Origin of the sequence: Photorhabdus thracensis (assembly GCF_001010285.1) — a bacterium.
GTDB classification, from domain to species: Bacteria; Pseudomonadota; Gammaproteobacteria; order Enterobacterales; family Enterobacteriaceae; genus Photorhabdus; species Photorhabdus temperata.
Genome location: NZ_CP011104.1, coordinates 1089518 through 1114961, shown reverse-complemented (window position 1 = coordinate 1114961; position 25444 = coordinate 1089518). Strand labels below are relative to the sequence as shown.

The window sequence follows — 25444 nt, the reverse complement described above, 5'->3', positions numbered from 1 at the left end:
AAGGACTGATACATGAGTCAACGTAGCACCCCTTTAACAAGGGCCACGAGTTATCTTTTAATTTACCTGACCGTCGTTTATCCCCTTCATCCGGCTATAGCCGCCGGGATAACGCCGGATAATCACCAAACACAGGTACAAAATCAGGGTAATGTCCCGGTTGTGAATATCGCCACACCGAATGAGGCGGGGATATCCCATAACACCTATCAAGCGTTTAACGTTGCCACTCAAGGCGCCATACTCAATAACGCTACCCAAACGGCTCAATCACAACTGGCCGGGCAACTTAACGCCAACCCGAACCTGAAAGGCAAAGCAGCTGAACTGATTATTAATGAAGTCACCGGCAACGGACGCTCTGAGCTGCAAGGTCAGTTAGAAATTGTCGGCAATAAAGCCAATGTGATGATTGCCAACCCCAATGGCATTACCTGTGATGGCTGTGGTTTTATCAATACTGCCAGTGCAACCCTGACCACCGGGAAACCCCAGTTTGACAAACAGGGTGCACTGGAAGTGTTAGAAGTTAAACAAGGCTAGATTACCATTGGCGGCAAAGGGCTGGATGGCAAGGCAACGGATTATGTCGATATTATCAGCCGGGCGACGGAATTAAATGGAAAAATTCAGGCCAACACCCTGTCGCTGACGCAGGGCACCAACCGCATCAGTTTAAAAGACGGCACGGTCAACCCGCTCGCCGGAGAAGGCGCTAAACCGCAATTAGCCATTGATACCAAAGCGCTGGGCGGCATGTATGCCAATAAAATCCGGCTGGTTGCCACTGAGGATGGCGTTGGGGTTAATCTGAAAGAGTTAACCAGCGACCAGCGTGATATTACTTTAAACGTTAATGCTGACCTCTCAGGCGGCGGTCGCTCTGGTGGATAATCAGGGAGACTTATCCAAAACGATGTGATGGACACCCCTTTTTCTCCACCGAATACTCTGACATTTTTATATCCAGTGAAGTTAGTTTCAGGAATACATCACATCACTACAGGTTCGATTTATGAAGATAAAACAAACGAGGCTGATTTATTAAAACTACTCAGGATTGCCAGTAAAACAGTGTCAGCAAAGATAAAATCAAGTATAATCAACGTTGATAAAACGTAAAACATAATATACCATGATGATTAAACTTAATAAAAAGCAAATGTTAAAAGCAGTAAAAACAACAGATAAAACCTTTTTATACCAGTTAAAATCAGAGGTTAAAAAAATGGTTTTTAATAACAGTTTAAAACCTGCTTATCATAAATCTATCAATGAAAATAAGAAAAAGAATTGTCTTTATTAATGCTTATATATCCCGTAAAAAGGGATATATAAAAATATTAATCGGTTAATCAGACAACCTATTTTCCAAAAGGAACCGACTTTAATAGCGTTTTCAATTGGGAATAAATTTTTCATCAGCCAGTTAAATAATTACTCATGAAAAATAGGAATAACAAAATTCGCAAATAAATGATTTAATCGAATACGAACCGGGTGATTTTTAGCGTTATTATGTAACACCGCGATATCTTAAATACGCTCGTTTAAACTTGATTTACACTGCTTTCATCCACCAATAGCATTGATTTTCTGCGGTTTGATTTAAGCTATGCCTCTTTTTATGCCTTTAATGTGATTTAACTAAAACCGTGATAAAGGACTTTTTACGATGGCGAGAATCCCTCTCTGGGGATTAACGTTTTAACTGTGTAGGTACCTTAGTCACTCGCAGTAAAGCAAAACCATCTTACCCTTTTTCTCCTACTGTCTGAAACGTTGTAGCAATCAGGTGATCGTTATTTTTGATTGCATCCAGCGTCTGGCGAATACCCTCTGCGTGGGGATCATGTTACTCATCAATAATCGCGCCACCACGTACAATGTTAGCCACAAATATTCTGGGTCAGTTTGGTGATGTGTAGATATCTATAGCCTTTAGGCAGGGGAACAGTCAGAATATTTGGTTTACAATAACATTAAGCACACCCTAACAGTTACTGGTTGAAAATAATATGATTTCTAATGTTACAGAGGCGTTGGCTGATTTTACCCGTCGTTATGTTGATTTATGGCAAAAGGAAACCGGGGCCTCACCTGCCAGCAGTGAGCTTTATGGTGTGCCATCACCTTGCATTACCCATACTGGTAATGACATGGTTTACTGGCTTCCGCAGCCTTTTCCTTCAGAAGATAAGCTGAATAGAGTTGAAGTTGCACTGGATATCCAATTACAGCCAGCGATTCATGATTTTTATACATCGCAATTGGCCGGTGATATGACGGTAATGTTTGAAGGCCAGCAGTTTAGTTTGATTCAGGTCTGGAGTGAGGATGACTTTATCCGTTTACAGGAGAACCTGATAGGGCATTTGGTGACGCAAAAGCGGCTGAAACTATCACCAACAGCATTTATCGCTACTATGGATTCGGATATGAGTATCATTTCTCTATGTAATTTGACCGGTGAAGTGATTCTGGAGCAGTTTGGCAGTAACAAACGAACTCGCCTATTTACCGACTTAGTTGAGTTTCTTGGTGCAATCGAACCCGCCTTCATTCGGTAGTCCCGGATTTTTAACTCTGAATTTGTGAGATATCTCTTACACTTTATGTAAGAGATGTCATTGTTTACTTTGGTAAATTTAACATCAGTTTATTATTTTTATTTTATTTCAATAGCCTATAAATAATTACAGATTTAATTTCCTTTACTGACTTACCGGTTCCATTTGTATAGCTTGTTTCATACAGCGAATTAATTCATTCTGTCTCTCGCAGGAAAGGAATCATTGCGCATAACTTCTCAAGGACAAATAGGGTGATGATGGTCAGGATGACTGATGCAATGCATAACAGGATTGTATGCAATATAAATAAAAATGATGGGTAAGGGATAACCAATTAAGGATAATCTGTCAGGGAGTGAGCAGGGAGCAAACTATTAGCCGGACTGCTATAAAAGCACAATTTAAAGGGAGCGCTGGTTCGCTCCCTTCTCTTTATTTGATTGATGGAAAAAGCAAATTTTCAGCTTAAGGGCTATCAATGATATTCTTATGAGCTTGGTAGCTTTGAATAAATATTTATCAGACTGAAAATATGAGTATTGAAGAACAAATTCTGCAAAAATTACAACTAATTGAACACGCCATGAGGGAAATTGACCTATGGCAAAGTCATCCCCCTAAAGCGGAAGCTTTCGAAAGTGTTGAACCATTTTCAATTGATACGATGCTGGCTGAAGAGTGGTTGCAGTGGGTATTAATTCCGGGAATGTATACGTTGCTGGAACAGGGCGCAAAGTTACCTGCGGCATTCGCTATCGCTCCTTATTTTGAAGAATCCTATAAAGAAGAGGCTACCGGGCGTTGTCAGCAACTGCTTGAACATCTTCGCGCATTGGATCGCTTATTTATTCAGGATAACTTCTGATATGTTGGAAGTGTTATATCAGGATGAGTATATTGTGGCGGTTAATAAACCGGCTGGTTGGTTAGTTCATCGTAGTTGGTTGGCTCGCCACGAAACACGCTTTGTTATGCAGACATTGCGTGATCAGATTGGTCAGCATGTTTTCCCTGTACATCGTCTGGACAGGCCGACATCAGGCGTATTGTTAATGGCGCTGTCCAGTGATGTTGCCCGTCAGCTTTCTCAACAGTTTGAATATCATCAGTTGCAAAAAATTTATCATGCTGTCGTGCGTGGCTATGTGCTGGAACCCGATATTATCGATTATGCCTTGGTTGAAGAGCTGGATAAAATTGCCGATAAATTTGCAGACAGTGATAAAGAGGCTCAACCCAGTGTGACTTATTACCGACCACTGGCGAAAGTAGAATGTCCGGTAGAGATTGGCCGTTATCCTACATCACGTTTTAGTCTGCTGGAACTGACGCCGAAAACAGGCCGGAAACATCAATTGAGACGGCATATGGCACATATTCGTCATCCAATTATTGGTGATACGACACATGGTGATTTACGGCAAAACAGAGGGATTATCACTCATTACCAAACCAGCCGGTTGATGCTGCATGCCAGTCTGCTTGAATTGAATCATCCTGTGACCGGTGAGAAGTTATCTCTTACGGCAAAATGGGATGCGTCGTGGCAATATCTGATGCAACAATTTGGCTGGCAAGGCATTATCCCTGATTTGGAATATGACAATAATTAGGACTAAGAAAGAATACCTGTTTGCCTTGTCTCTTGATTTAATTAAGAGACAAAGGCAAGAATAAATAAAATATTATAAATGGAAGTTTTTAATATATAATATTATTGGTTTCTACTGGTTAATATTATTGTTTTTTTGGAATTAATCATTGAACGAAAAATAGTTGAGGTGACTACTGAAGAAATTAATAATATTGTGAATCCAGCGACTATTTCTTCAATTTCAGCACCTAAGTAAATAGTATAAAATAATCATAGTAATAAATATATAAACACCTGATTGCATACCCAAGGTATAAAGAGAATTTTTAGAATATAAACCCAGGTAAGAGAAAAAAACAGGTTGCATCAGTGTATTAGCTAAAAATACCAGGATCGTAAATAACAAATAGAATATACCCGAGCCCATGATAATGCCAAGTAAACAGAATCCAAGGGCAAATAACTGAATGATATTACCTACTATGATTTTTTTTCTGAAAGGTACTGGTTTCATCACTTTAATGATCGCAATTGCACAAGGGAACCATATAATCAACAATATAGTATACATATGAACCATATTAATATGTTGGAAATATTTTGTCCTGACTGCTGGCATAATCATTAAGGATAGAAAAAAGCAAACATTTATTATAACCAGACTAAGAAAGGCAAAGAAAACACCTAATTTATTTCTTATAATCATAGAGTCTTTAATATCTTGTTTTGGTTTTCTTAACGTATTATTCTTATGACTGGCAAAATAAATAATTAAAGAAATGGAATAAATAAATGCAGCAAAGAAATCTGCTGATGTACGGGAATTCAAGCTGAGGAGGGAGAAAATAACCGGGATTAAAAATGGCAGACTTAATAATGCAAGGCTTAAAATAGAGAAATTATTATTCGTTTTATTTTCATTTCCTTCGGTTATAAGAATATTTCTTCCCATTATGACAATAAATCCACTTATTACTCCCCATAATATTCTATGCAGAGCATCCAGCCAAATAGGAATAAATATTTTTTCTCCTGAAAAGAGAATGCAATTGACAGTTGCTAATAATAAGAATAATCCAAAGAGATTATTTCTGAAAGAAAGAGTATTAATTTTTTGGATGACAAAGGATATTGTTATACATCCCAGAGAGAGTCCTAATAAATAGGAAAAAACAGGAATATAAGCATTTAAAACTATGCTTCCATCTTTAAGTACGGTATCTACCCAGATCATTAGACCAGATGAGCCGGTGATGTTTGCGGCACTTAATAACACACTAAGCACGACAGCCCTATTATTAGACATGGTGATCATCATCCTTATGCAGTATTGACTTCTGTCATTCTAGTAATTTCATTCTACTATTATTTTCATTGAAATAGAGTATAAGTAATTTTTAATACCAATGAAAATATTATCAGTTAAAATTTTCCCAAAAAGTAATGTTAATATTAAATTATTATTGGCTGAATAACTGAGTTTAATACCACTTTATTTTGCTACTTAATGGTGGTTTTTATAGGGAGTTTAAGTTATCCATTTGAATTATATTTAATTTTGCAGGAGTTGTTAAAGATACAATGTTGGCGATTACCTGTTACCGTTTTATGTAGAATAGCCACTGTCATTGATCAGTGCATCTGTCCGTAATTAGCCTGACAGATATACCCTTCATCTTTCAAGTTGCTGCTTTGTTGGCTGCGTTCACTTACCCCAGTCACATAGTTATCTATGCTCCTGGGGATGCGTTCACTTGCCGCCGCGCTGCAACTTGAAATCTATTGGGTATATATTATTAGTCATTAGTGCTGATGAGATATTGTTTACATGACAGAGGGCGCTCAACAGTGGCAACATTTGATCGGTACGACGACTTAGTTGGTAAAGTAATTATCCCTGATTTGGAAAGGGTTGAATTTTCTGTGCTTGCCAGCGAGGATAATTAATAGTTCCTTTAAAAAGAGATAATAGGCGATGGCGAAGATTGGTATTTTTGTTGGTACTGTTTACGGTAATGCCTTGGCAGTTGCAGAAGAAGCATTGCTAATTCTTGAACAACAAGGCCATGAGATAGAAGTATTTGAAGAGGGGGAGTTGGAACAGTGGCAATCCTATCTGAATCAGGTAATTTTAGTTATCACTTCAACGACTGGACAAGGGGATTTGCCTGATAATATTCAGCCGCTTTATTGTGCTTTGCGAGATGAATTAGGTTATCAGCCGGAATTACGCTATGGCGTTATCGCTTTGGGTGATGGCAGTTACGAGAATTTTTGTGGTGGTGGTCGTACTTTTGATGAGCTGTTACACGAGCAGGGAGCAATAAGAATCGGTGAGGTTCTTCTGGTGGATGCAATGGAAGAAGCTGAACCGGAAGTTTTTGCTCAGTCCTGGATCAAACAGTGGGGCGAATTAGTTGGCTAATCTTAATGCACCGCTTATACCAGGTAGGATATAAGCGGTGTAGTTATAAGGAACTGCCATTATTTGCGGGTCAGTTTTTCCAGATCGGCTTCAATTTCGGCAATTTTATTGGCAACAACGTGTTCAAGATGGCGCAGGTCATCAAGGATTTTATGTTTCAAATCGACGTCTGCCTGATCACGTTTGCAAATTTGATCCAACTCTTCAATTACATAACGTAGGTTAGTATTGATTTCGTTGATCTCTTTGTATCCTTGCTCTGCATTGTCTGAAGCAACCGTTTTGCGTTGACGTGGATATTTGAATTTCACGCTTTTAGCAAAGAATTCTCCTTTATCTTTGCGAAAATAGATTTTCAGGATGTCGTTGTTAGCTTCCTGACGCAGACTGTAGCGGTCAATTTCTTCGGGATATGTGATCCCCAGACTCTTTAAGTTATCGTACATGGCACCACCTTAAGGGTATTTTTCCCAGTAGGTTATTAATGCGTCATTTTGAATTTGGCTCATGCTTAAACTCCTTATGTACTCTGTGTACGCTCGGGGTTGTGCACATTGTCCACGTTCAAACTACCTATATTAATAACACTTACTGAGGTCGGTAATGATGATAAAAAGCAAAAAAATAGCGGACTTATTATCCGCTATTTTAAAGTTTAATCTATCGCTCTTAAGAGTTCATTAATGCCCACTTTTGCCCGTGTTTTGGCATCCACTTTTTTCACAATGACAGCACAATACAAACTGTAGCTGCCATCTTTCGATGGAAGGTTGCCAGAGACAACGACAGAGCCGGCAGGGACTCGGCCATAATGGATTTCGCCTGTTTCACGATCGTAGATTTTGGTGCTTTGACCGATATAGACGCCCATTGAAATCACAGAACCTTCTTCGACAATGACACCTTCTACGATCTCAGAACGGGCACCGATAAAGCAGTTATCTTCAATAATGGTCGGGTTGGCCTGCAATGGTTCCAGCACGCCACCGATACCGACGCCGCCGGATAAATGGACGTTTTTACCAATTTGGGCACAGGAGCCGACAGTTGCCCAGGTATCTATCATTGTTCCTTCATCAACATAGGCGCCGATGTTGACATACGAAGGCATCAGCACACAGTTGCGGGCGATAAAGGCTCCCTGGCGCGCTGCCGCAGGAGGAACCACGCGAAAACCCTCTTTTTCAAACCTCGCTTGATCGTAGTCAGCGAATTTCATCGGGACTTTATCGAAATAACGGCTTTCGGCGCCATCCATGACCTGATTTTCATTAATACGGAAAGAGAGCAGTACCGCCATTTTCAGCCATTGATGTGTGACCCACTGACCGTCAATTTTCTCTGCAACACGCAGTTTTCCACTATCCAGCAGATTGATGACCTGAGTAACGGCATCACGTGTTTCACTGTTGACTGTTGCTGGAGTAATAGTTGCGCGATTTTCAAAAGCACTTTCAATAATGGATTTTAATTGCTGCATTACATCTGTTTCCTTGGTTATCAGCCGAATCATGGGGGCTTGTATTCAGTTATATTTTATCCTTTGGATTTAGGGTTTCTGTCAACCTTTCTGACAATTCTTCTCTGACTTTTTTATCTAATGCTTTATGGTCCTTATCCGCCAGCACAAAAAAATCTTCGACACGTTCGCCGATCGTAGTGATGTGCGCACCATGCAGTGAAACCTCCATTTCGGTAAAAATATTGCCGACTCTGGCCAGTAATCCTGGTTGATCCAGCGCGAATAGCTCCATATAGGTTCGCCGTTCATTGTGGGTAGGCAGGAAGATCACTTTTGTTGGTACATTGAAGTGACGCAGTTTGGTTGGCAATCTTCGTGCTTTGGGTGTTTTGGTATAAGGATCCAGAACGACCCGCAAAAGTGCGTTATGTATTATTTCGTGACGATCCAGTGCTAAAGGATGACCATTGGGTTCCAGTACCACAAAAGTGTCCATCGTCATGTCATCACGATTGGTAAATATCTGAGCGTTATGAACGCTGAGATTGCGTCTGTCCAGTTCGCCGACAACCGCTGCAAATAGGGAAGGACGGTCTGGGCTCCAGATAAAAATCTCGGTACCGCCGCGAGTTGGCCTTGTACTGATCAGTATCAGCGGATCTTGAGAATCATGTGCCACCAGATGGCGGGCGTGCCATGCCAGTTGCCTTGGGGTATGGCGAAGGAAATAATCTGCATGACAACGGCTCCAAAGCTGATGCAGTTTCTGCTCGTTAATATTGTCCTGGCGCAGAAGCGCAAGAGCCTGAAAGCGGTTATGATGGATGCGCTCCCGCATATCCGGTGTATTTCCCTGGCGCAATTGGCTCTCTGTAGAGAAATAGAGTTCCCGTAATAAGCTCTGCTTCCAACTATTCCACAGGTTGACGTTGGTTGCGCAGATATCCGCGACTGTCAGGCAAATGAGATAATGTAACCGGGTTTCATTGAGTATTTCATGGGCAAATTGTTTAATGACTTCCGGATCCTGGATATCTCGCCGTTGAGCCGTGACTGACATTAATAGATGATGACGAACCAGCCAGGTCACCAAGTCAGCTTCTCGTGAGTTAAGTCCATGTTGCAGTGAAAATGCCAGCGCATCTTCAGCGCCAAGTTCAGAATGATCACCATTACGCCCTTTGGCGATATCGTGAAACAGCGCAGCAAGGCGCAGGATCTCAAGCTGAGGTAAACGCGGGTATAGTTCAACGCAGAGCGGATGGGCTGCACGGTTGTTCTCATCAGCAAAACTTTCCAGTTTTCTCAGCACGCGGATTGTATGCTCATCGACGGTGTATGCGTGAAACAGATCAAATTGCATCTGGCCGACAATATTGCCCCAAAGTGGTGTATAAGCGCCAAGAACACTGTGGCGGTGCATGGGGACAAATGCGCTTTCAATTGCCCTTGGGTGACGCAGGATATCCATAAAGATTTTGCGGGCTTCGGGTAATTCACACAATGGCTGATTTAAATTGCGGCGGGCATAACGGAGCTGGCGTAACGTAGTAGAATAGATGCCCTGAACTTCGGCATGTTCAGCCATGCGATAAAACATCCGCATAATCGCTGTAGGATCTTTGATAAACAGTGTCTCATCGACCAGATCAATTAATTGTCCACGTAGCTGGAATTCTCTATCCAGTGGGCGGGATTTTTCTCTGGTTTCCAGCGCCAGTATAGCTTCGTCAAACAGTTGCAGCAGCATATTGTTGAGTTCGCTGACGCGGCGTGTCATTCGGTAGAAATCTTTCATCATCCGCTCTATCGGCTGATTACGTTCTCCTTGATAGCCCAGTAACTGAGCAATGCTGAATTGGCGATCAAACAACAGGCGATTATCATAACGATTAACGACCAGATGAAGGGCAAAGCGGATACGCCAAAGAAAGCTTTGGCACTCATTCAATTCGTTACGTTCTTCCGCTGTCAGGAAGCCGAAATCGACCATTTCATCTATTGAGGTTGCTCCAAAATGGCGGCGGGCAACCCACAGCAAGGTATGGATATCCCGTAACCCTCCGGGGCTGCTTTTGATATCAGGTTCCAGATTGTAACTGGTGCTGTGATAGCGCTGGTGGCGTTCATGCTGTTCGACAATTTTGGCATCAAAGAATTCAGTGGAAGGCCAGAAACCATCACTGAAGGTATGTCGCTGTAATCGAAGAAAAAGTGACAGCTCGCCGCAGATTAACCGTGATTCGATTAAATTTGTCGCAACAGTCAGGTCTGACAGCCCTTCCAGCAAACATTCTTCGAATGTACGAACACTATGGCCTACTTCCAGCCGGATATCCCACAGCAGGGTGATAAATTGTCCAATATTCTGAGCTTGATGTTGTGTAAGAGGTTGCTCACTGAGTATCAGTACATCAATATCAGATAGCGGGTGCAGTTCCCGTCGGCCATATCCGCCGACCGCAATCAATGAAAGTGATGAAATTTTATCAAACCCATAAACATTCCATAACTGCTTTAGTAACTGATCTATGTAATTACTGCGGGCAGAAATCAAGGCTTCTGCGGAAATTCCTGCTTTAAATGCATGTTCGAGCCAAAGTTGAAATTCTTCAAGGTGTTGTTTCAACACCGGGTAGTGAAGATCATCACAGGAAAAATCAGCTGGGGAAAGTGGCGGGACAGGAGCCTGAATTGTGGCGATATCTGCTGGCATAAGTATCAACCCGTGAGAAAGGCGAATCATAACGGCCAGATTACTGAGAAAATATCGTGTTGAACAGGAGATATTGCCAGAGAAAGAGATTGGAAGCCCTGTATGGTTTCAGTAAGGCTTCACAATTTAGCGTTTAACTTATTCATTGACCAGGACGGCGGAAAGAACGGGTTCCTCTTCTTTACGCAGGGTCATGATTTCACAGCCGTTATCAGTCACAACAATCGTGTGTTCATATTGAGCAGACAAACTGCGGTCTTTGGTTTTGACTGTCCAGCCATCTTTCATGGTACGGATGCGGTAATCGCCAGTGTTAACCATAGGTTCAATAGTGAAAGCCATCCCTTTTTGCAGTACAACACCGCCATCATCTGCATCATAGTGGAGTACTTGAGGTTCCTCATGGAAGACCGCACCGATGCCGTGACCACAATATTCACGGACCACAGAAAAATTCTTGGCTTCAACAAACTGTTGAATGGCTTTACCAAGAGTGCGCAGGCGAATACCTGGTTTTACCATTTTCAGTGCCAGATAGAGGCTTTCCTGAGTGATGCGGCATAGACGCTCACCCTGAATGGTTGGCTTACCGACAATAAACATTTTTGAGGTATCGCCGTGAAAGCCCTCTTTTATGACAGTCACATCAATATTAACGATGTCACCATTTTTCAGAGCCTTATCATCGTTTGGGATACCGTGACAAACGACGTCATTAACAGAAATACAGACAGATTTTGGGAAACCGTGATAACCAAGACAAGCTGAAACAGCCTGTTGTTTATTGGTGATGTGATCGTGACAGATGCGATCCAATTCACCTGTTGTCACTCCGGGTTTGACGTAAGGTTCAATGATTTCCAGTACTTCCGCCGCCAGGCGGCCGGCGACGCGCATTTTTTCAATATCTTCAGAGGTTTTAATTGAGATTGCCATGAAAACTTGTCCATTCAAAGCCAGCAAATCTGCTGGTTGTATGATTATCAATAGGGAAGAAATTATTGAACCAATGGTATCAGCCTACAGAATATCTGCCAATAACCGTTGGTAGCCATATTTCCCCATTTCCCCCGTTACTTGTATTTATTAGGAATATCCGTCATAACTGCGTTTTTCTTTCCACATTGTGCTATCAGAAAATGACAACAAAAGTTGGTGTCTTAAGCTGGTTTATGATATAAAGCGCGCCGGCGTTCTGTGTATTTGTTTCTAAGGCAAAACACCAGAGGCGTTAAATATACTCACTGTGTAAATAACACACACGGGTCGGCACATACACCGGGGTGCTCTCATGCAGAACATGCAGCTAAAGAGTCGGTGTTATGGGGCTCGTGGAGGCATAACCCCAACTTAATATTTTACAGAGGTTTACAATGGCAACTGTTTCCATGCGCGATATGCTGCAAGCGGGCGTTCACTTCGGTCACCAGACTCGTTACTGGAACCCAAAAATGAAACCATTCATCTTTGGTGCTCGTAACAAAGTGCATATCATCAACCTGGAAAAAACTGTTCCAATGTTCAACGACGCGTTAGCTGAGCTGAACAAAATTGCTTCACGCAAAGGCAAAATCCTGTTTGTTGGTACTAAGCGTGCTGCAAGCGAAGCGATTAAAGAATCAGCCCTTAGCTGTGATCAATTCTTCGTTAATCACCGTTGGTTAGGCGGTATGCTGACTAACTGGAAAACCGTTCGCCAGTCCATCAAGCGTTTGAAAGATTTAGAAGCACAGTCTCAGGACGGTACTTTTGACAAACTGACCAAGAAAGAAGCGTTAATTCGTTCTCGTGAACTTGGTAAGTTAGAAAACAGCCTGGGCGGTATCAAAGATATGGGCGGCTTACCTGACGCTCTGTTTGTTATCGATGCTGAACATGAACACATTGCTATCAAAGAAGCGAACAATCTGGGTATCCCAGTATTTGCTGTTGTTGATACTAACTCTGATCCAGATGGTGTTGATTTCATCATCCCTGGTAACGATGACGCAATCCGTGCAGTAAAACTGTATTTGGGTGCTGTTGCTACCGCTGTTCGTGAAGGTCGTTCTCAAGATCTGGCTGTTCAGGCAGAAGAAAGCTTTGTAGAAGCTGAATAATAAGGCAAGCTCATTGTTGAGCCCTTATTAACCAGGTATTGAAATATATTGGTTAGGGGGGCCTGTTATGGCCCCCTTTTACGTATCTGATATAAGAACTATCCATGTGGAATATTATCTTCCTGCGGGATACATCGAGGAATAAAACAAATGTCTGGAATTACCGCTGCTTTGGTAAAAGAACTGCGTGAGCGTACTGGCGCAGGTATGATGGAATGTAAAAAAGCGCTGGTTGAAGCGAATGGCGACATCGAGTTAGCCATTGACAACATGCGCAAATCAGGTCAGGCGAAAGCGGCTAAGAAAGCTGGCCGTGTTGCTGCTGAAGGTATCATCCTGGTGGAAGTGGCTGCTGATGGTAAATTCGGTGCTTTGGTTGAGCTGAACTGTGAAACTGACTTCGTTGCTAAAGATGCAGGTTTCATCGCTTTCGGTAAAGAAGTGATGGCAGCAGTATTGGCTGATAAAGTCTCTGACATTGAAATTCTGAAAGCTAAGTTCGAAGAACAGCGTACTACACTGGTTGCTAAAATCGGTGAAAACATCAACATTCGTCGCGTTTCTGTATTAGAAAGTGAACAACTGGGTACTTACCTGCATGGTGCGCGTATCGGTGTTCTGGTTGCAGCTGAAGGTGCTAATGAAGAGCTGATTAAGCATGTGGCTATGCACATTGCCGCAAGCAAACCAGAATATGTTAACCCAAGTGATGTACCTGCTGAAGTTGTTGAGCGTGAGCACCAAATCCAGCTCGATATCGCAATGCAGTCTGGTAAGCCACGCGAAATCGCAGAGAAAATGGTTTCTGGCCGTATGAACAAATTCACCGGCGAGATCTCTCTGACTGGTCAGCATTTCGTGATGGACCCAAGCAAAACGGTTGGCGATCTGCTGAAAGAGAACAATGCTAAAGTGACCAACTTCATCCGTTATGAAGTTGGTGAAGGTATTGAGAAAGTTGAGGCTGACTTCGCAGCAGAAGTTGCTGCAATGAGTAAACAGTCTTAATTTCTATAAACAGAGCCGCCAAATGGCGGTTCTGTTTTATCTAATCTAAACCGTCTATTCCAGTAGGCGTTGAGTTTTTGCATCTGGTCAGAGTGGTCTGGATGTATGTAAATCCCCAATATACTTTTCTGCTTTAGGACAGAACATCATGGCAACCAATGCAAAACCCGTATATCAGCGTATCCTGCTTAAGCTCAGCGGCGAAGCCCTGCAAGGTGCAGAAGGTTTTGGTATAGATGCCAGCGTCTTAGACCGCATGGCTCAAGAGATCAAAGAACTGGTTGAGTTAGGCATACAAGTCGGTGTCGTCATTGGCGGGGGTAACCTGTTTCGTGGTGCTGGTTTGGCTGAAGCAGGAATGAACCGTGTAGTAGGCGACCACATGGGCATGTTGGCAACAGTGATGAATGGTCTGGCAATGCGGGATGCATTACACCGCGCCTATGTGAACGCCCGTTTAATGTCTGCCATTCCTTTAAATGGCGTTTGCGATAACTATAGTTGGGCAGAAGCGATTAGTTTGTTACGTCATGGTCGGGTTGTTATTTTCTCTGCGGGTACTGGCAATCCGTTCTTTACTACAGATTCGGCAGCATGTTTGCGTGGTATTGAGATTGAAGCAGATGTTGTGCTAAAAGCGACTAAAGTAGATGGTGTTTACTCTGCTGATCCGGCTAAAGATGCGGAAGCGGTATTGTTCGATAGGCTGTCTTATCAGCAGGTATTAGAGCGTGAATTAAAAGTCATGGATTTGGCGGCATTTACTCTGGCTCGTGATCATAGCTTACCAATTCGTGTATTTAATATGAATAAACCGGGTGCGCTGCGTCGTGTGGTAATGGGTGAAAATGAAGGTACCCTGATTTTCCACGAATAATGTTCAGAGACACCCGAGATGTTTGGCGGTATGATTAGTCGCCTGATACGTCAAATGTAATAAACATGGTCATAATGACTTATGGCTTGAAAAACAACCAGTTCCCAAGGGTTTGTAACGTGATTAATGAAATCAAAAAAGACGCACAAGACCGTATGGAAAAAAGCGTCGAAGCACTTAAAAACCAAATCAGTAAGGTTCGCACTGGCCGTGCTTCACCAAGTCTGTTGGACGGTATCACTGTTGAGTATTATGGTGCGCCTACACCTCTGCGTCAGATTGCTAACGTTATTGCTGAGGATGCACGTACTCTGGCTATCACGGTATTTGATCGTACTATGACTCCGGCGATTGAAAAGGCAATCATGGCTTCTGATTTAGGTCTGAATCCCTCTTCTGCGGGTACAACAATCCGTGTTCCTTTGCCCCCATTGACAGAAGAACGTCGTAAAGATCTGATTAAAGTGGTTCGTGGTGAAGCTGAACAAGGGCGTGTTTCTGTGCGTAATATCCGTCGTGATGCTAACGATAAAATCAAAGCTTTGCTGAAAGATAAAGAGATCAGTGAAGATGATGAACGTCGTGCACAGGATGATATTCAGAAGTTGACCGATAATTTCATCAAAAAAGTTGATGAAGCTTTAGCCAAGAAAGAAGAAGAACTGATGGAGTTCTAATCTCTTTCATGAGATACATTAAGCGTCGCTATCGTGCGGCGCTATTTTTTATCCGGCATTTCTCTGAGGTCATGGGCATTCATAGCCAGGCAAATCAGACAAGTATCAATACACATCAAACAGAGCAATTCAGAGTATCAGTATGAAAAGGTTGACCATCCTTGGTTCCACAGGTTCTATAGGCAAAAGTACACTTGCTGTAGTTCGCAATCATCCTGATAAATTTGAAATAACGGCGCTTGCCGCCGGGAAGAATGTTCAGGTTATGGCTGAACAATGTCTGGAATTTCAGCCTCAATATGCTGCGATGGCGGATGAAGTTTCCGCAAAAGAGCTTAGACAGCTGCTTATTGAACAAGGTTGTAAGACCGAAGTACTTTTCGGCGAACAGGCTGCATGTGATCTGGCTGCTTTGAATGATGTTGATCAGGTAATGTCTGCGATTGTCGGTGTTGCGGGTTTACTGCCAACACTGTCTGCTATCCGGGCGGGTAAACAGATTTTACTTGCGAATAAAGAATCCCTGATCACCAGCGGCCGGTTTTTTATGGATGCCGTGGTGAGGCATAATGCTCAATTGCTACCCATTGACAGCGAGCATAACGCTATTTTCCAGAGTTTACCTGAGGTAATACAACAGAACCTTGGGTACGGGGATCTGAAACAACACGGGGTTGCTAATATCATTTTGACAGGTTCGGGTGGGCCTTTTCGCCATACCCCTTTGGAACAGTTGGCTTTTATGACACCGGACCAGGCTTGCGCTCACCCGAATTGGTCGATGGGGCGCAAGATTTCTGTAGATTCTGCGACAATGATGAATAAAGGGCTGGAATACATTGAGGCGTGTTGTTTGTTCAATGCATCTGCTGCGGAAATGGAAGTGGTGATCCATCCTCAGTCTGTCATTCACTCAATGGTCCGTTATCAGGATGGTAGCGTTATCGCTCAACTAGGAACACCGGACATGTGTACGCCGATTGCCTATGCAATGGCATACCCAAATCGTATTGCTTCCGGTGTTGAACCTCTTGATTTTTGCTCTTTAGGCACTCTGACTTTTTCGAAGCCAGATTATGAACGGTATCCCTGTTTGAAGCTGGCTATTGAAGCTTGCCACGAAGGTCAGGCTGCAACTACAGTGCTGAATGCAGCGAATGAAGAAATCGTTAAAGTTTTTTTACAAAATGGAATCTCTTTCACAGATATTGCTATTATAAACCGGCAGGTTGTAGAAAAATTAAATTTACCGGAACCTCAGAGCATTGAAGAAGTCTTACAGATTGATCAGCTCGCAAGAGATTCAGCTATAAAGACTATCAGCTCATTTATTAGATAGTATTGCTTTGGCAAATGGGTATTTGTTCGCATTTTTACCTGATGGTATAGTTTTCGTATAACTGTTGGTTGGTATAATTAACAGTTCAGATTTTGGAGGATTTTCTTTCAGATAATTAGATCCTTACCCAAGTCGTGATACAAGACACGGCTTTTTTATGTTTGGATGCTTGAATTTGCAAAAGAATTACCCTAACCAGTAAAGGATTAATTGAGTGATATTATCCAGCGATCATCATCAGAACGATTTGTCGTCATTATTACCTAAACACGTTGCCATTATTATGGATGGTAACGGCCGTTGGGCAAAGAAACGTGGGAAATTAAGAGTCTTTGGCCATCGTGCAGGGATTAAGGCGGTACGGAGTGCGGTGAGTTTCTCTGCTAAACACAAAATTGAGTCGTTGACTCTGTACGCTTTCAGCAGTGAAAACTGGAACCGGCCGGAGCAGGAAGTCAGCTCTTTAATGGAGTTGTTTATTTTTGCACTAGATAGCGAAATCAAAAGCTTACATAAACATAATATTAGATTATCTGTTATTGGTGATATCTGCCGGTTCAGTGAGCGTTTACAGGAGCGTATCTGCCGCTCGGTTAAGTTGACTGCTAATAATACTGGTCTGCAACTTAATATTGCTGCAAATTATGGTGGTCGTTGGGATATAGTTCAAAGTGTTCAGAAAATTGCCCGGCAGATTAAGGATAACTCCCTTGAACCACAGGATATTACTGAGGAATTAGTCAATAATTACATTAATCTGAACCAGCAACCTCAAGTTGATTTGGTCATCAGAACCGGTGGTGAACATCGTATCAGTAATTTTCTGTTATGGCAGATAGCTTATGCAGAATTCTATTTTACCGATATACTCTGGCCTGATTTTAATGAAACCGTTTTTGAAGGTGCAATTAATGCCTTTGCGAAAAGAGAACGCCGGTTTGGCGGAACAATACCAGACGATGCCGATGTGGGATCATAGGAGGAGCTCTTGCTGAAGTACCGCCTTATAACGGCTGTGATATTAATCCCTCTTGTGATTGCCGCTTTGTTCTTGCTGCCGCCAGACGCTTTCGGGCTGGTTATTATAGCTGTTTCAGTCCTTGCTGCATGGGAATGGGGGCAATTCGCCAGCTTATTTAGCCAAAAGAAACGGGTTATTCTGGCTGTTCTGTTCGCTATCGGTTTATTGGCCTTACAGTATACTCTGCCAGATTTCACTGATCTGATTAAACAACAGCAAATTACCTTTATCCTGTGGATGGGGATGATTTGGTGGATCGTTGCGACTCTTCTGGTGATTACCTATCCCTCTTCCGCTTTAATCTGGAAGAAATCCATGTTATTGCGCCTCTTGTTTGGCGTCCTGACATTAGTGCCGTTTTACTGTGGAATGATGGTCTTACGGACTCAGGGATATGATGACAATTCATATCACGGTGCATGGTGGTTGCTGTATGTCATGTTATTGGTATGGGGAGCTGATTCTGGTGCTTATCTATTCGGACGTACTTTAGGTAAACACAAAATGGCGCCAAAAGTCTCGCCAGGGAAAACGCTGGAAGGATTAGTTGGTGGTTTAATAACTGCGGCTATTATTTCATGGTTATTTGGTAAATATGCTCCAGTACCAGTAATGCCTGAAAAACTCATGTTGTGTTCTGCCATTGTCGTTATCGCTTCTGTATTTGGTGATTTGACTGAGAGTATGTTCAAACGTGAATCTGGTATTAAAGACAGCAGTCAGTTAATTCCGGGACATGGCGGTGTGATGGATCGTATCGATAGCCTGACTGCGGCGATCCCTGTCTTTGCCGGCCTGATATTGTTGGTATTTTGATTTCTCTGTTTGACGGCGTTTAAAGGAATATGATGGGAATTCTCTGGAATCTGGCGGCTTTTATTATTGCGCTGGGTATATTGATCACTGTGCATGAGTTCGGTCATTTTTGGGTGGCCAGAAAGTGTGGTATTCATGTTGAACGTTTCTCCATTGGTTTTGGTAAAGCGCTATGGCGGCGTACGGATCGTCAGGGAACTGAATATGTCATAGCCCTTATTCCACTAGGGGGCTATGTGAAAATGCTTGATGAGCGTGTTTCACCTGTTTCTCCTGAACACCGTCATATGGCATTCAATAATAAAACTATTGGTCAGCGTGCTGCGGTTGTCAGTGCCGGGCCAATTGCTAACTTTTTACTGGCGGTTGTGGTTTATTGGTTGGTGTTTATTCTTGGTGTGCCGGCAATACGCCCTGTCGTTGCAGATATCAAACCAGATTCTATTGCTGCGCAAGCAAATATTTCATCAGGAATGGAACTAAAATCTGTAGATGGTATCGAAACGCCTGACTGGAATTCAGTTCGTTTTGCTCTGATAAGTAAGATAGGTGATGAGAACATGACTGTTCAGGTCATACCTCCAGGTTCATCGCATCCGGTAGAGAAAATTCTGGATTTGCGGCAATGGCGCTTTAACCCCGATAAACAGGATCCCGTGTTGTCATTGGGGATTATGCCTGTCAGCCCTCGTTTGGATTCTCTGCTGGAGAATGTGGCTCCTGGTACCGCAGCGGAAAAGGCCGGTTTACAAAAGGGGGATAGGATAGTTAAAGTTAATGGTCAGGAAATAGATGCTTGGCATACTTTTACATCCTTTGTCAGTAATAATCCGAATGTCCCACTGGAACTTTCAGTGGATAGGGCTGGTCATATTATTTCTCTTTCTATAACGCCGGAAGTAAGGCAGCAAGCCAGGGGTAAGGAGGTTGGCTTTGCCGGTGTGGAACTGCGGGTTATTCCATTAGCAGACGAATATAAAATGGTTCAGCAATACGGGCCTTTCTCTGCCATTTATCAGGCAGGAGACAAGACCTGGCAGCTGATGCGGCTAACTGTCAATATGATGGGTAAGCTAATCGTTGGTGATGTGAAAGTTAACAACTTGAGTGGGCCTATCTCTATTGCCAAAGGGGCAGGGGTGTCGGCTGATTCAGGCTTGGTGTATTATTTGATGTTTTTGGCGCTAATAAGTGTCAATCTTGGGATCATTAACCTGGTTCCATTACCTGTGTTAGATGGTGGACACTTGCTCTTCTTGATTATCGAAAAGATAAAAGGTGGGCCGGTTTCCGAGCGTGTACAAGACTTCAGCTATCGCATCGGTGCCATAGTATTGGTGTTATTGATGGGGCTTGCACTTTTCAATGATTTCTCCCGCTTTTAAAGCGGAAGACTGGTTAGGAAGACGCATTACAACGATGGCGATGAAAAAGTTACTCATAGCGTCGCTGCTGTTTGGCAGCGCCACTGCGTACGGTGCAGACGGGTTCGTAGTTCGGGACATTCACTTTGAAGGTCTTCAACGCGTTGCCGTAGGTGCAGCATTACTGAACATGCCAGTTCGCGTAGGTGATACGGTCAGCGATGAAGATATCGGTCGTACCATTCATGCACTATTTGCTACTGGTAACTTTGAAGACGTTCGTGTCCTGCGTGATGGCAATACACTTATTGTTCAGGTAAAAGAACGGCCGACTATTGCCAGCATTACTTTCTCCGGCAATAAATCGGTGAAAGATGACATGCTGAAACAGAACCTTGAGGCATCTCGTGTTCGGGTTGGTGAAGCACTTGACCGCACTATGTTATCTAATATCGAAAAAGGGTTGGAGGATTTCTATTACAGTGTGGGTAAATACAACGCCAGTGTAAAAGCGGTTGTTACGCCACTGCCACGCAATCGTGTCGATTTAAAACTGGTTTTCGCTGAAGGTGTTTCGGCAAAAATTCAGCAGATTAACATCGTAGGTAACAAATCATTTTCTTCTGATGAGTTATTGAATCGTTTCCAACTTAGAGATGATGTGCCATGGTGGAATCTGACTGCTGATCAGAAATATCAGAAACAAAAACTGGCTGGTGACCTTGAAGTGTTGCGCAGTTTTTATCTTGATCGCGGTTATGCCCGTTTTAACATTGATTCGACTCAGGTCAGTTTGACGCCGGATAAAAAAGGTATTTATGTCACGTTGAATATTACTGAGGGAGATCAATACAAAATATCTGGTATTGACCTGAACGGTAATATGGCGGGTTATCAGTCACAAATCACTAAACTGGCTAACATTGAGCCTGGTTCTCTGTATAACGGGACTCAGGTGACTAAAATGGAAAGTGAAATCAAAAATTTGCTTGGCCGTTATGGTTATGCTTACCCACGGGTGATGACTCAACCTGAAATCAATGATCAGGACAAAACAGTAAAACTGCATGTCAATATTGATGCAGGTAACCGTTTCTATGTTCGTAAAATCCGTTTCTCTGGTAATGACACCAGTAAAGATTCCGTTTTGCGTCGTGAAATGCGTCAGATGGAAGGAGCATGGCTGGGGAGTGATCTGGTTGAATTGGGTAAAGAACGTCTTAACCGCTTGGGTTATTTCGAAACTGTAGATGTTGAAACTCAGCGTATACCCGGCAGCCCTGATCAGGTAGATATCGTTTATAAAGTTAAAGAGCGTAATACTGGTTCTCTGAACTTTGGGATTGGTTTCGGTACTGAGAGCGGCGTCAGTTTCCAGATTGGTGCTCAGCAGGATAACTGGTTGGGAACAGGTAACTCTGTTGGGGTTAATGCCAGTAAGAATGACTATTCAACTTATGCAGAAGTCTCTTTCACTGATCCTTATTTTACGGTTAATGGGGTGAGTCTCGGTGGTCGGGTATTCTATAACGATTTCAGAGCTGATGATGCTGATTTGTCCGGTTATACCAACCAAAGCTATGGTATAGATGGTTTCCTTGGTTTCCCGATTAATGAAAATAACTCCTTACGTTTTGGGTTGGGCTATATTCATAACTCTCTATCCGAGATGCTCCCTCAGGCAGCAATGTGGCGTTATCTGAGGTCTATGGGTGAGAATCCAAGTCTTGAAAGTAAAGCTGACTTTAAAGCGGATGATTTCTCTCTGAATGTAGGTTGGACGTACAACAACCTTGACCGTGGTTTCTTCCCAACATCGGGTGTGAAATCGACTCTGAACGGTAAAGTAACCATCCCTGGCTCGGATAACGAATTCTATAAAGTGACTTTTGATACGTCTGCGTACTACCCAATTAATGATGCGCGTACTTGGGTGATTTTGGGGCGCGGTCGTTTAGGCTATGGTGATGGGGTCGGCGGTAAAGAGTTACCATTCTATGAGAACTTCTATGCAGGTGGCGCCAGTTCAGTTCGTGGTTTCCGTTCCAACAATATCGGTCCTAAGGCTATTTACTTGAATAAGGACGGGAGTCCTAAGGAAAATAGCCCATCCCGTGATGCTGTGGGGGGGAACGCAATGGCAGTCGCCAGCCTTGAGTTGATCACACCAACGCCATTCCTTGATGGTAAATACTCGAATTCTGTCCGAACTTCATTCTTTATTGATTCAGGTACAGTTTGGGATACTGACTGGAGTGATTCTGCTGTAATGAAAGCCAAAGGAATACCTGATTACAGTAAACCAGGTAATATCCGTGTTTCAGCGGGTATTGCATTGCAATGGATATCTCCTTTGGGACCGCTGGTGTTCTCTTATGCTAAGCCGATCAAAGACTACGAAGGTGATAGATCAGAACAATTCCAATTTAATATTGGTAAAACCTGGTGATAATGCGTTTTTATCTTATTATTGATAAAACAGATTATTGATAAAGCAAGCTTTGAAATCATTGGTTTCAGGGCATTAACGAAGTTTTCCAACATGTTACAGATAGCGTGGTTTAAGGAGTTTATAGTGAAGAAATTGTTGTGTGCAGCAAGCCTCGGTATTGCATTAGCTTTCTCTGCTGGTGCTCAGGCAGCAGACAAAATTGCCGTTGTAAATGTCGGTGAGATTTTCCAGCAGTTGCCTGCCCGTGAAGCTGTTGCGAAACAGTTGGAAAATGAGTTTAAAAGCCGCGCATCTGAGCTGCAAAGAATGGAAGCTGATTTGCAGACCAAAATTCAGAAATTACAGCGTGATGGTTCTACCATGAAATCCAGCGAGCGCGCTAATCTGGAAAAAGACGTTATGGCTAAACGTGAAGAGTTCGGTAAAAAAGCCCAGGCTTTTGAGCAAGATAATCGTCGTCGCCAAATGGAAGAACGCAATAAAATTCTGAGCCGTATCCAGGACGCAATCAAAGTAGTTGCAGGTAAAGAAGGCTATGACGTTGTGGTTGATGCGAATGCTGTTGCTTATTCAGTATCTGGCAAAGACATTACGGCAAGTGTATTGAAACAGGTTAAATAATAGATGCCTTCAATTCGATTAGCTGATTTAGCTCAGCAGTTGAATGCACAATTACATGGTGATGGCGATGTGGTCATCACCAGTATTGCCCCAATGCATTCGGCTAATAACGAACAGATCACTTTTTTGTCTGACAGCCGTTACCGTGAACGTTTAGGTGAATGTCAGGCTGCCGCTGTCGTTCTCCGCGAGTCAGATCTTCCTTATTGTAATGTTCCGGCATTGATTGTTGCCAATCCTTATCTGGCCTATGCCTATATGGCCCAGATTATGGATACAACACCGGTTCCCGCACAGGATATTCACCCTTCTGCGGTGATTTCACCTCAGGCAATACTGGGTAATAATGTTTCCGTTGGCGCTAATGCTGTTATCGAATCCGGCGTTGTTCTTGGTGACAATGTTGTGATCGGTGCTGGTTGCTTTATTGGCAAAAATACGCATATTGGCGAGGGAAGCCGCCTTTGGGCAAATGTCTCTGTTTATCATGATATTGAAATTGGTGAGCAGTGTTTGATTCAGTCAGGGGCCGTTATCGGATCTGATGGCTTTGGCTATGCGAATGATCGCGGTAATTGGGTTAAAATCCCTCAATTAGGTTCAGTCATTATTGGTGACCGGGTTGAGATTGGCGCCTGCACAACTATCGATCGGGGTGCTTTGGACAATACCATTATCGGTAATGGCGTCATTATCGATAACCAGTGTCAGATTGCCCATAATGTTATCATTGGTGATAACACAGCAGTTGCTGGCGGTGTGATCATGGCTGGTAGTCTGAAAATTGGTCGTTATTGTATGATTGGTGGTGCCAGTGTCATTAATGGGCATATGGAAATCTGTGATAAGGTAACAGTCACGGGGATGAGTATGGTGATGCGCCCAATCACTGAACCTGGTGTATACTCCTCTGGCATTCCATTACAACCAAATAAAGTTTGGCGTAAGACAGCAGCTTTAGTCATGAATATCAATGAAATGAATAAACGTCTTAAGTCACTGGAGAGTAAGCTGGAAGGCAAAAAAGAGTAATTGCACTATATTTTTGGTTGTGTTTTATTTTTGCGGCCTGCCTGGGAACTCTGGATTTAGGGTTTAAGCGGGCCGTGTCGTTAATACAATTAGTCCTTTTTAGACAGGAAGAGTATTTAGATGAGTGATAATCATACTCTGCACATTGAAGAAATTTTAGATCTGCTTCCGCATCGTTATCCGTTTTTATTGGTGGATCGCGTTCTTGATTTTGAGGAAGGTAAATTCCTACGTGCAGTTAAAAATGTATCTTTTAACGAACCCTTCTTTCAGGGGCATTTTCCAGGCAAACCTATCTTCCCTGGTGTTCTGATCCTTGAAGCTATGGCACAGGCCACCGGAATTCTGGCATTTAAGAGTGTAGGTAAACTGGAGCCAAATGAACTCTATTATTTTGCTGCTATTGATGGTGCCCGTTTTAAACGCCCGGTAGTGCCTGGGGACCAAATGATTTTAGAAGTTGAATTTATTAAAGAGCGTCGAGGGGTTGCTCGTTGTAGAGGCGTAGCAAAAGTCGATGGAGAAGTGGTTTGCGAAGCAGAAATGATGTGCGCTCGCCGTCGTGAGGTCTAGTCTATGATTGATGAAACCGCTTATATACATCCTAGCGCTATTGTAGAAGATGGCGCGGTTATTGATGCCAATGTTCGTATTGGCCCATTTTGTTGCATTGGTTCTCAGGTTGAAATTGGCGAAGGTACAGAGTTGAAATCTCATGTTGTTGTCAATGGAATAACTAAAATCGGCCGTGATAATCAGATTTTTCAGTTTGCCTCAATTGGGGAAATGAATCAGGACCTGAAATATCACGGTGAACCAACCAGAGTTGAAATTGGTGATCGTAACCGTATCCGCGAAAGTGTGACCATTCATCGTGGAACTGAGCAAGGTGGTGGTTTAACTAAAATCGGCAATGATAATTTGTTGATGATTAATGCTCATATCGCTCATGACTGTATTATCGGTGATCGTTGTGTCATTGCTAATAATGGTACTTTGGGAGGGCATGTTATTCTGGGAGATTATGTCATCATCGGTGGTATGAGCGCGATTCATCAGTTTTGTCAAATTGGCTCTCATGCTATGGTGGGTGGTTGCTCCGGTGTGGTACAGGATATTCCTCCATATGTTATTGCTCAGGGTAATCATGCAACACCTTTTGGCATTAATATTGAAGGTTTGAAACGTCGTGGCTTTGATAAAGATTCATTACATTTAATTAGAAATGCATACAAGTTATTGTATCGTAACGGGAAAACTTTAGAAGAAGCACAGCAGGAAATTGCTAAGTTGGCTGAAGATAATCAGCATGTAAAAATCTTCAGCGATTTTCTGGCAAATTCTACCCGTGGCATTATCCGTTAAGTA

The 25444-nt window shown here is 42.8% G+C and carries 22 protein-coding genes and 1 pseudogene; 18 read left to right on the top strand and 5 right to left on the bottom strand.

The genetic code is table 11. From position 1 onward, the window contains the following. Positions 1 to 12: 12 nt before the first annotated feature. From VY86_RS24505 to truC, 4 genes and pseudogenes are all read left to right on the top strand, one after another. Positions 13 to 876, top strand: a pseudogene (locus tag VY86_RS24505) (filamentous hemagglutinin N-terminal domain-containing protein); the annotation flags it as partial. Between the two features lie 1142 nt (positions 877 to 2018). Beyond that, on the top strand, positions 2019 to 2570 hold the full coding sequence (syd, locus tag VY86_RS04475; RefSeq protein ID WP_023044750.1) for a SecY-interacting protein: 552 nt from the start codon (positions 2019 to 2021) through the stop codon (positions 2568 to 2570). A gap of 535 nt (positions 2571 to 3105) precedes the next feature. Further along, positions 3106 to 3438 carry a YqcC family protein gene (locus tag VY86_RS04470; RefSeq protein ID WP_036838526.1) on the top strand — a complete coding sequence of 111 codons (333 nt, stop codon included), beginning with the start codon at positions 3106 to 3108 and terminating at the stop codon, positions 3436 to 3438. 1 nt (position 3439) lies between these two features. Next, a complete protein-coding gene (gene truC, locus VY86_RS04465) occupies positions 3440 to 4186 on the top strand; it encodes a tRNA pseudouridine(65) synthase TruC (protein ID WP_046974085.1) in 747 nt (248 codons plus the stop codon). Positions 4187 to 4408: 222 nt separating this feature from the next. Here truC and VY86_RS04460 read toward each other — a convergent pair whose 3' ends face one another. Next, positions 4409 to 5473: a hypothetical protein gene (locus VY86_RS04460; protein ID WP_046974084.1), complete on the bottom strand. Its 1065-nt coding sequence runs from the start codon at positions 5471 to 5473 to the stop codon at positions 4409 to 4411. Between the two features lie 669 nt (positions 5474 to 6142). Here VY86_RS04460 and VY86_RS04455 point away from each other — a divergent pair. Continuing rightward, the gene (locus VY86_RS04455) at positions 6143 to 6592 is read left to right on the top strand and encodes a flavodoxin (protein ID WP_021324805.1); all 450 of its coding nucleotides are present in this window, start codon (positions 6143 to 6145) and stop codon (positions 6590 to 6592) included. Between the two features lie 59 nt (positions 6593 to 6651). Here VY86_RS04455 and VY86_RS04450 read toward each other — a convergent pair whose 3' ends face one another. From VY86_RS04450 to map, 4 genes are all read right to left on the bottom strand, one after another. Further along, the gene (locus VY86_RS04450; protein WP_023044746.1) at positions 6652 to 7038 is read right to left on the bottom strand and encodes a DUF3461 family protein; all 387 of its coding nucleotides are present in this window, start codon (positions 7036 to 7038) and stop codon (positions 6652 to 6654) included. A gap of 209 nt (positions 7039 to 7247) precedes the next feature. Beyond that, positions 7248 to 8072: a 2,3,4,5-tetrahydropyridine-2,6-dicarboxylate N-succinyltransferase gene (gene dapD, locus VY86_RS04445; protein WP_046974083.1), complete on the bottom strand. Its 825-nt coding sequence runs from the start codon at positions 8070 to 8072 to the stop codon at positions 7248 to 7250. A gap of 49 nt (positions 8073 to 8121) precedes the next feature. Next, positions 8122 to 10770, bottom strand: coding sequence for a bifunctional uridylyltransferase/uridylyl-removing protein GlnD (glnD, locus tag VY86_RS04440; RefSeq protein WP_046974082.1), 2649 nt, complete (start codon positions 10768 to 10770; stop codon positions 8122 to 8124). A gap of 138 nt (positions 10771 to 10908) precedes the next feature. Next, positions 10909 to 11706 carry a type I methionyl aminopeptidase gene (map, locus tag VY86_RS04435; RefSeq protein ID WP_046974081.1) on the bottom strand — a complete coding sequence of 266 codons (798 nt, stop codon included), beginning with the start codon at positions 11704 to 11706 and terminating at the stop codon, positions 10909 to 10911. 437 nt (positions 11707 to 12143) lie between these two features. On the opposite strand from map, the gene rpsB reads away from it, so the two are divergent. The 13 genes from rpsB (at position 12144) to lpxA (ending at position 25441) form a co-directional block, all read left to right on the top strand. Continuing rightward, positions 12144 to 12869: a 30S ribosomal protein S2 gene (gene rpsB, locus VY86_RS04430; RefSeq protein ID WP_046974080.1), complete on the top strand. Its 726-nt coding sequence runs from the start codon at positions 12144 to 12146 to the stop codon at positions 12867 to 12869. 150 nt (positions 12870 to 13019) lie between these two features. Continuing rightward, complete coding sequence (gene tsf / locus VY86_RS04425) at positions 13020 to 13877, top strand: translation elongation factor Ts (protein ID WP_046974079.1); 858 nt, start codon at positions 13020 to 13022, stop codon at positions 13875 to 13877. Between the two features lie 148 nt (positions 13878 to 14025). Continuing rightward, positions 14026 to 14754 carry a UMP kinase gene (pyrH, locus tag VY86_RS04420; protein ID WP_046974078.1) on the top strand — a complete coding sequence of 243 codons (729 nt, stop codon included), beginning with the start codon at positions 14026 to 14028 and terminating at the stop codon, positions 14752 to 14754. A gap of 119 nt (positions 14755 to 14873) precedes the next feature. Next, positions 14874 to 15431 carry a ribosome recycling factor gene (gene frr / locus VY86_RS04415; protein ID WP_046974077.1) on the top strand — a complete coding sequence of 186 codons (558 nt, stop codon included), beginning with the start codon at positions 14874 to 14876 and terminating at the stop codon, positions 15429 to 15431. A gap of 142 nt (positions 15432 to 15573) precedes the next feature. Further along, entirely contained in the window at positions 15574 to 16770 is a 1197-nt protein-coding gene (ispC, locus tag VY86_RS04410) for a 1-deoxy-D-xylulose-5-phosphate reductoisomerase (RefSeq protein WP_046974076.1), read from the top strand. Between the two features lie 217 nt (positions 16771 to 16987). Beyond that, positions 16988 to 17749, top strand: coding sequence for a (2E,6E)-farnesyl-diphosphate-specific ditrans,polycis-undecaprenyl-diphosphate synthase (gene ispU, locus VY86_RS04405; RefSeq protein WP_046976709.1), 762 nt, complete (start codon positions 16988 to 16990; stop codon positions 17747 to 17749). Positions 17750 to 17758: 9 nt separating this feature from the next. Further along, the gene (cdsA, locus tag VY86_RS04400; protein ID WP_046974075.1) at positions 17759 to 18607 is read left to right on the top strand and encodes a phosphatidate cytidylyltransferase; all 849 of its coding nucleotides are present in this window, start codon (positions 17759 to 17761) and stop codon (positions 18605 to 18607) included. A gap of 29 nt (positions 18608 to 18636) precedes the next feature. Next, positions 18637 to 19992: a sigma E protease regulator RseP gene (gene rseP, locus VY86_RS04395; protein ID WP_082111177.1), complete on the top strand. Its 1356-nt coding sequence runs from the start codon at positions 18637 to 18639 to the stop codon at positions 19990 to 19992. A gap of 34 nt (positions 19993 to 20026) precedes the next feature. Beyond that, the gene (bamA, locus tag VY86_RS04390) at positions 20027 to 22420 is read left to right on the top strand and encodes an outer membrane protein assembly factor BamA (RefSeq protein WP_046976708.1); all 2394 of its coding nucleotides are present in this window, start codon (positions 20027 to 20029) and stop codon (positions 22418 to 22420) included. A 126-nt stretch (positions 22421 to 22546) separates the two neighbouring features. After that, on the top strand, positions 22547 to 23044 hold the full coding sequence (skp, locus tag VY86_RS04385; RefSeq protein WP_021324817.1) for a molecular chaperone Skp: 498 nt from the start codon (positions 22547 to 22549) through the stop codon (positions 23042 to 23044). A gap of 3 nt (positions 23045 to 23047) precedes the next feature. Beyond that, complete coding sequence (gene lpxD, locus VY86_RS04380; RefSeq protein WP_046974073.1) at positions 23048 to 24076, top strand: UDP-3-O-(3-hydroxymyristoyl)glucosamine N-acyltransferase; 1029 nt, start codon at positions 23048 to 23050, stop codon at positions 24074 to 24076. Positions 24077 to 24196: 120 nt separating this feature from the next. Beyond that, complete coding sequence (gene fabZ, locus VY86_RS23980; RefSeq protein WP_021324819.1) at positions 24197 to 24649, top strand: 3-hydroxyacyl-ACP dehydratase FabZ; 453 nt, start codon at positions 24197 to 24199, stop codon at positions 24647 to 24649. Between the two features lie 3 nt (positions 24650 to 24652). Then, a complete protein-coding gene (gene lpxA, locus VY86_RS23975) occupies positions 24653 to 25441 on the top strand; it encodes an acyl-ACP--UDP-N-acetylglucosamine O-acyltransferase (RefSeq protein WP_046974072.1) in 789 nt (262 codons plus the stop codon). Positions 25442 to 25444 lie beyond the last annotated feature (3 nt).

Excerpts from the sequence above, each read along its gene's own strand:
- syd (WP_023044750.1), top strand. The coding sequence starts at position 2,019 with ATGATTTCTAATGTTACAGAGGCGTTGGCTGATTTTACCCGTCGTTAT.
- VY86_RS04470 (WP_036838526.1), top strand. The coding sequence starts at position 3,106 with ATGAGTATTGAAGAACAAATTCTGCAAAAATTACAACTAATTGAACAC.
- truC (WP_046974085.1), top strand. The coding sequence starts at position 3,440 with ATGTTGGAAGTGTTATATCAGGATGAGTATATTGTGGCGGTTAATAAA.
- VY86_RS04460 (WP_046974084.1), bottom strand. The coding sequence starts at position 5,473 with ATGTCTAATAATAGGGCTGTCGTGCTTAGTGTGTTATTAAGTGCCGCA.
- VY86_RS04455 (WP_021324805.1), top strand. The coding sequence starts at position 6,143 with ATGGCGAAGATTGGTATTTTTGTTGGTACTGTTTACGGTAATGCCTTG.
- VY86_RS04450 (WP_023044746.1), bottom strand. The coding sequence starts at position 7,038 with ATGTACGATAACTTAAAGAGTCTGGGGATCACATATCCCGAAGAAATT.
- dapD (WP_046974083.1), bottom strand. The coding sequence starts at position 8,072 with ATGCAGCAATTAAAATCCATTATTGAAAGTGCTTTTGAAAATCGCGCA.
- glnD (WP_046974082.1), bottom strand. The coding sequence starts at position 10,770 with ATGCCAGCAGATATCGCCACAATTCAGGCTCCTGTCCCGCCACTTTCC.
- map (WP_046974081.1), bottom strand. The coding sequence starts at position 11,706 with ATGGCAATCTCAATTAAAACCTCTGAAGATATTGAAAAAATGCGCGTC.
- rpsB (WP_046974080.1), top strand. The coding sequence starts at position 12,144 with ATGGCAACTGTTTCCATGCGCGATATGCTGCAAGCGGGCGTTCACTTC.
- tsf (WP_046974079.1), top strand. The coding sequence starts at position 13,020 with ATGTCTGGAATTACCGCTGCTTTGGTAAAAGAACTGCGTGAGCGTACT.
- pyrH (WP_046974078.1), top strand. The coding sequence starts at position 14,026 with ATGGCAACCAATGCAAAACCCGTATATCAGCGTATCCTGCTTAAGCTC.
- ispC (WP_046974076.1), top strand. The coding sequence starts at position 15,574 with ATGAAAAGGTTGACCATCCTTGGTTCCACAGGTTCTATAGGCAAAAGT.
- rseP (WP_082111177.1), top strand. The coding sequence starts at position 18,637 with ATGATGGGAATTCTCTGGAATCTGGCGGCTTTTATTATTGCGCTGGGT.
- bamA (WP_046976708.1), top strand. The coding sequence starts at position 20,027 with ATGGCGATGAAAAAGTTACTCATAGCGTCGCTGCTGTTTGGCAGCGCC.
- lpxD (WP_046974073.1), top strand. The coding sequence starts at position 23,048 with ATGCCTTCAATTCGATTAGCTGATTTAGCTCAGCAGTTGAATGCACAA.
- fabZ (WP_021324819.1), top strand. The coding sequence starts at position 24,197 with ATGAGTGATAATCATACTCTGCACATTGAAGAAATTTTAGATCTGCTT.
- lpxA (WP_046974072.1), top strand. The coding sequence starts at position 24,653 with ATGATTGATGAAACCGCTTATATACATCCTAGCGCTATTGTAGAAGAT.